Origin of the sequence: Klebsiella sp. HMSC16C06 (assembly GCF_001808325.1) — a bacterium.
Taxonomy (GTDB): Bacteria; Pseudomonadota; Gammaproteobacteria; order Enterobacterales; family Enterobacteriaceae; genus Klebsiella; species Klebsiella variicola.
Genome location: NZ_KV792974.1, coordinates 1 through 5,403, shown reverse-complemented (window position 1 = coordinate 5,403; position 5,403 = coordinate 1). Strand labels below are relative to the sequence as shown.

Genomic DNA, 5,403 nt, shown 5'->3' with positions numbered 1-5,403 from the left:
AGTGTGGCTCGACGACTGGACAGCGCAGCTGGCCGGGAGCCGAAGGTGTCCAGTATGGGTGTGCTTTTAAAGCCTTTAAGGGTTAAAAAGAGGCATCACAGCAGGAAGAGAAAGAGAAAGCAGACAGACAGCAGTGAGCAAACAGGAAACGTAAAGATGCAGGCTGGAGAGAATATGTTTTCATGCCGCCGGAAAGAAGCCATGATAAACCGGCGGCATACCAGACGGGGCGTCAGGAACGGAGCTGATTTTCCTTCCTGAACTGCGCAACGCTATACCAGATTGAAGCCAGGAAAGCGAAAACGGTGATCAGGACACGAAATTCGTCACCCGGCTCTTTCCCCTTCAGCATCAGCGTTATGATGATGCCGGCAACGATAATCCACGCAATACCACTCCAGAGGCGCAGCTTATCCGCCACGACATTAATCAGAACAAAAGCAACGGCCAGGATAGCCCCCCACAGGGCCGGAACAGGCTGAAACGGAATAAAAAACAGGTTAATACCGGTTAAAAGCGTCACGGCAGCAAACATCAGAGACATACGCACAGATTACCCTCCCTGGACACACTAAGTGAGAAAATCAATTCTGCTGATCATCGCCCGGTTTATTATATTCGGGTGCATTTGCGCGCGGCAGCTGCTGACTGTTCAGTCGATGTACGTGGAGCCGTTCACGGAAATATTCGCGCAGGTGTTCAGGCTGTTCCCGTTCAACAAGTTCCGGCATGACGGGCTTGTTCATGCGCTCCTGCCAGGCAACAGCAGCAGCCACCTTATCGACGGCAACTTTGTCCTGCTCCTCCTTTGAAAAAGAGGCAATATTCCACTGCGACATACGCAAATTCCGCAAAAGAAGAAAGGTTACGCAGATATTACGCTCTTAATCCTTAACTGGCGACCTGTTGAGGTGAGGCCAGTACGCAGCGCCGCAGGCGTGGCGAACAGCCTCACCGGCAGGCGAAGCCTGCCAGGATTTTCGCGCGGCCGCACCGATCTGCGAAGCCGGGTAAGCTCCCCACAGATCGTGCCGTCTAAGACCTTAAACGGGGCGTCGGGCGCCCCGATATAGTATCAGTCCAGAGCCGCGTAAATAGCAGCGCATTCGTCATGAGAGTCAATGAAATTCCACAGCTGCGATTCCCGCAGCATCAGGTGGCGTGTCAGGGCAGCATCACCGCGTTCATGGTGCAGCCAGATACGGCGGTTGATCGCCAGCGCCGTAATGATAACTCCGGCTGCATCCGCGCTGACGGACCGATCAAACCAGTTATCCGGGTTAGTCAGATGGAAACGGTCACCGTCAGGCATCATGTAGCCGCCGCCCTCCGGAATACGGATGAAATGCCAGAAGCCTCCGCAGTAATCGGTGATGTGTTTCTCAGCGAGCGCATAGACCTGCATCTCTCCGGCCAGAAAATCGTTACCAAACAGATCCGGCAGGAACGAGAGACGGTCGGACTCCTCAACATTCAGCATGGTTTGACGGGCATGATACATAGCAACCTCCACAGGTTCATAAGATTGCGGCACCGGGTTGTGCCGTGCCGACACGACAGCCCGGCGGAAAGCGGAAGATGCAGGGGCGACACCGGAGGCCGCAGCGCAGATAAAGCACGAAGCTGGTCTGGACGGTTTTCGAGCGAAACCTGAGCGAGAAAACGACGGGAAGAACGGCGAGCATCATAAAAAAACTGCGACCGGGCGAGGATGGCGGCGTCAGCGAACCCTTGCATCTGCAGCAGCCGGGCTAAAGTGAAGGCACGGCACTACCCGTCGCGATGAAGGAGGTTGAATAAAAGGTTTCTATAACCCGTATTTCGACCGCAGGGAGAAAAGCGGAAGCAAATGTCGCAACGCGACAGACGCAGGAATCAGGCCACAGACCGGAGGAATGGGGCCGGGAGAAGCGGAGCCGGCGGCAACGACAAGCCGGCGACGTCCTTATCCGGTGTTGATGGCACGGCGCCGGTTTATCAGCTGCCCGTCACTTAGCGGGCCAGGAGATCTCTCGTTCTGAGCTTACCGGCGATCTGGTTTATCACTGGCCACGGAGATACCAATATACATACCGCTTCCCCAGATAATCTGGGAGAGCACAAATATCCACTGAGGGACGTCAACAATCAACAGCGGAAGGAGAGCAACCGTCACGATTAAAATCAGGCGGCTACCGAATTGCCGGCGCACCGGTTCAGCGGCGTCAACCGGGACGCCTGCATATCGCAGAACCTGCCTTAAACCCGTATTCATAATCACTCCACTCAGAATAAATGCACTGTACTTCAGTATATTACATTTTATTAGATAACGATTCTCCGGGCTGGCAGTGATCCTTCTGAAATTTCCCTGTTTTTGCAGGAACAGCAAATGGTTACAGACAACGGCAACAAGATGACTTGAAAAAAAACGGCCTTCGCAAAATAATACTGTATATATATACAGTTTTAAGCGAAGGAAAAAAACGATGAAGTTCATTCCTGCAGTATCAGAAGCCAGCATAGTAAAAATTCCTTTGTTCACAGAGCGATGCCCTGCGGGTTTTCCGTCACCGGCAGCAGACTACACTGAGTCTGAACTGGATCTGAATGAGTACTGCATTCACCGGCGCCACTCCACCTATTTTGTCAGAGCGATTGGCAACTCAATGACTGATATTGGCCTCTATTCCGGCGATCTGATGGTCGTGGATAAAGCAGAACAGCCGCGGCACGGGGATATTGTTATCGCGGAAATTGAGGGTGAATTTACGGTAAAACGCCTGCTTCTGACGCCGCGGCCAGCCCTGCAGGCGATGAACCCGGACTTCCCTTCCCTGTACCCGGATCCAGAAACGCTGCAAATTTTCGGCGTGGTGACGGCCTTCATTCATAAAACCCGGAGGGCAGACTGATGTTCGCCCTGGCAGACGTCAACTCCTTCTACGCCAGTTGCGAGAAGGTTTTCAGGCCGGATTTGCGCGGCAAACCTGTCGTCGTTCTCAGTAACAACGATGGCTGCGTTATTGCCCGGAGCGCTGAAGCCAAACGGCTGGGTATAAAGATGGGAACCCCCTGGTTCCAGCTCAAAGAGGCGCAGTTTCCTGAAAAACTGTACGTTTTTTCCAGCAACTACGAGCTCTACGCGAGCCTGAGTAACCGTGTGGTCGCCCTGCTGGAAGATCTGTCGCCCCGCGTCGAACAATACTCAATTGACGAATGTTTCCTGGATGCCCGGGGAATTGGCCAATGTATGGATCTGGAGGATTTTGGCAGGCAGTTGCGTGGGCACGTTCTCAGTGGAACCGGACTGACGATCGGTGTCGGCTGCGGCGCCACAAAAACACTGGCCAAATCGGCGCAGTGGGCGTCAAAGGAATGGCCACAATTCAGGGGGGTGCTGGCGCTGTCGCCCGATAATCCACGCAGGACGGCAAAATTACTCAGCCTGCAGCCGGTGGAAGAAATCTGGGGCGTGGGGAACCGGATAGCGAAAAAGCTGCACGTTATGGGGATCACCACCGCCCTGCAGCTGTCGCTGACGAACCCCGCGTTTATCCGCAAAAACTTCAACGTAGTGCTGGAGCGCACGGTACGTGAGCTGAACGGCGAGAGTTGCATTTCACTGGAGGAAGCGCCGCCGCCGAAACAGCAGATTGTCTGCAGTCGCAGCTTCGGGCAGCGGATCACCACCTATGAAGAAATGCGCCAGGCCGTCTGCCAGTACGCCGAGCGCGCAGCAGAAAAGTTGCGAGGTGAGCGGCAGTACTGCCGGCATATCAGCATCTTCATCAAAACCTCCCCTTTTGCGGTTAATGAACCGTACTACGGTAACGTGGCCACTGAGAAACTGAACACCCCTACCCGTGACACCCGGGACATTATAGCGGCAGCGGTCAGGTCTCTGGACAGGATCTGGCTCGATGGCCACCGCTACGCAAAAGCGGGGATAATGCTCAATGATTTCAGCCCGAACGGCGTTGCACAGCTGAATCTGTTCGATGACGTGCAGCCACGGCCGCACAGCGATGCGCTGATGAAGGTGCTCGACGGTATTAATCATTCCGGACTCGGGAAAGTCTGGTTTGCCGGACGGGGTATTGCGCCGGACTGGCAGATGAAACGGGAGATGCTGTCACCGGCATATACCACCCGCTGGAAGGAGCTGCCGGTTGCCCGTTTCTGACCGTTGAAATGACAGAAGGGACTTGCCGCCAGAGCTTACTTTACCGATCATACAGATGACTTGTCTCAGGGGGGAACCATGACAAACATCATTCTGTGTGATGTGACTGCCAGCGTCAGCGAACTTAAAAACGATCCGGTGGCCACCGCCAGTGCCGGCGGCGGCTACCCGGTAGCGATTATTGACCGCAAGCGCCCTGTTTTTTATTGTGTGCCCGCGGCTCTGTATGAACAAATGCTCGATACGCTGGACGAAAAAGACCTGGTGCAATTGATCACAGAACGTCAAAACCAGCCGCTGCGTGAAGTGGATCTCAATCAGTATCTGTGATGTGCTCCGGTGCGAGGAGCAAGGAATGTATTAAATCAATGTTAAGGAACAATATGGGTAGCAAAATCGCAGGTGTGGTTTTCTTATTCTTCACTGTCTGGGGAATGGCTTCAGTGATTGAATTGCAGTACTCGCGTAACGCTGATACCTATCCTGTCTGGCTGACAAAACATCTCCGGATCTCTCCCGAAAATAACGAAAAGAGCCTGATAAGGATAGGAATGGAAACCTTTGACAAGGTATGTGGTGATAACAGGGGCCTCCTTGCCGTCACCCAAAAACAAAACGGTATGTTTATGCGCTGTGATGATTTCCCCGGATTTTTTTCATGGTTCAGCGGCGTTTACAAAGTCAGTTAATCAGATAACGTGTTGGACTTTCAATATGTTACCCACACGGTTATCCCCCGTTACTGTGGATAATCAATATATTGTGTCTCAGACAGCTGCTTTTTCTACCATATGTTGTGTCCCTGATATCCCCTCGGACGGCGTGACAAACGACATCACACTGGAGACGCTGATGACGGGACCATGTTCATCCAGGGTCGTAAGAACGGCCGGGACTGGTTACCGGCCGGACGAAGGACCGGCCAACGCGCAGCGGCGGCAGCTGGTTTTAAAAATGCTGGCGGAAATTTAAAATTAAGCCGCACACCCCGCGAAATTTTGCAAATTTCACTCAACATGCTTCGTTCAGATCCCAACAGAGCTTTCACCATCACCTGTAATAGCCGCCCTGCTGCGTGATTACTCCGCTCAACAGATTGCTGGCGACAAGCCAATACCTGTTCGTGACAGGCATTGCTTAACCGTTGTCCCAAACTAATAATGTGCCGACGATGCAGGTGGGACCGTGCTCCCAGGCAGATTACCTGACCGACGATGCAGGTGGGACCGTGGTCCCAG

General features: G+C 53.4%; 8 protein-coding genes. 4 read left to right on the top strand and 4 right to left on the bottom strand.

Annotated elements, in window-relative coordinates; translation table 11 throughout:
- Positions 1-232: 232 nt before the first annotated feature.
- The 4 genes from HMPREF3142_RS00840 to HMPREF3142_RS00825 all read right to left on the bottom strand — a co-directional run bounded on the left by HMPREF3142_RS00840 (position 233) and on the right by HMPREF3142_RS00825 (position 2,254).
- Positions 233-550: a hypothetical protein gene (locus tag HMPREF3142_RS00840; RefSeq protein ID WP_032420959.1), complete on the bottom strand. Its 318-nt coding sequence runs from the start codon at positions 548-550 to the stop codon at positions 233-235.
- 34 nt (positions 551-584) lie between these two features.
- Positions 585-839, bottom strand: coding sequence for a DNA polymerase III subunit theta (locus HMPREF3142_RS00835; RefSeq protein ID WP_032420958.1), 255 nt, complete (start codon positions 837-839; stop codon positions 585-587).
- A 236-nt stretch (positions 840-1,075) separates the two neighbouring features.
- Complete coding sequence (locus tag HMPREF3142_RS00830) at positions 1,076-1,501, bottom strand: antirestriction protein (protein WP_004118478.1); 426 nt, start codon at positions 1,499-1,501, stop codon at positions 1,076-1,078.
- A 522-nt stretch (positions 1,502-2,023) separates the two neighbouring features.
- Positions 2,024-2,254 carry a hypothetical protein gene (locus HMPREF3142_RS00825; RefSeq protein ID WP_004206779.1) on the bottom strand — a complete coding sequence of 77 codons (231 nt, stop codon included), beginning with the start codon at positions 2,252-2,254 and terminating at the stop codon, positions 2,024-2,026.
- A 214-nt stretch (positions 2,255-2,468) separates the two neighbouring features.
- Here HMPREF3142_RS00825 and umuD point away from each other — a divergent pair, with 214 nt between their 5' ends.
- The 4 genes from umuD (at position 2,469) to HMPREF3142_RS00805 (ending at position 4,854) form a co-directional block, all read left to right on the top strand.
- Complete coding sequence (gene umuD / locus HMPREF3142_RS00820) at positions 2,469-2,894, top strand: translesion error-prone DNA polymerase V autoproteolytic subunit (RefSeq protein ID WP_001776124.1); 426 nt, start codon at positions 2,469-2,471, stop codon at positions 2,892-2,894.
- On the top strand, positions 2,894-4,165 hold the full coding sequence (locus HMPREF3142_RS00815) for a Y-family DNA polymerase (protein WP_070611380.1): 1,272 nt from the start codon (positions 2,894-2,896) through the stop codon (positions 4,163-4,165). Before umuD ends, HMPREF3142_RS00815 begins: the two co-directional genes overlap by 1 nt.
- A gap of 78 nt (positions 4,166-4,243) precedes the next feature.
- Positions 4,244-4,495 carry a type II toxin-antitoxin system Phd/YefM family antitoxin gene (locus HMPREF3142_RS00810; protein WP_038992706.1) on the top strand — a complete coding sequence of 84 codons (252 nt, stop codon included), beginning with the start codon at positions 4,244-4,246 and terminating at the stop codon, positions 4,493-4,495.
- A gap of 53 nt (positions 4,496-4,548) precedes the next feature.
- Complete coding sequence (locus HMPREF3142_RS00805; protein WP_038992704.1) at positions 4,549-4,854, top strand: hypothetical protein; 306 nt, start codon at positions 4,549-4,551, stop codon at positions 4,852-4,854.
- The last annotated feature ends 549 nt before the right edge of the window (positions 4,855-5,403 follow it).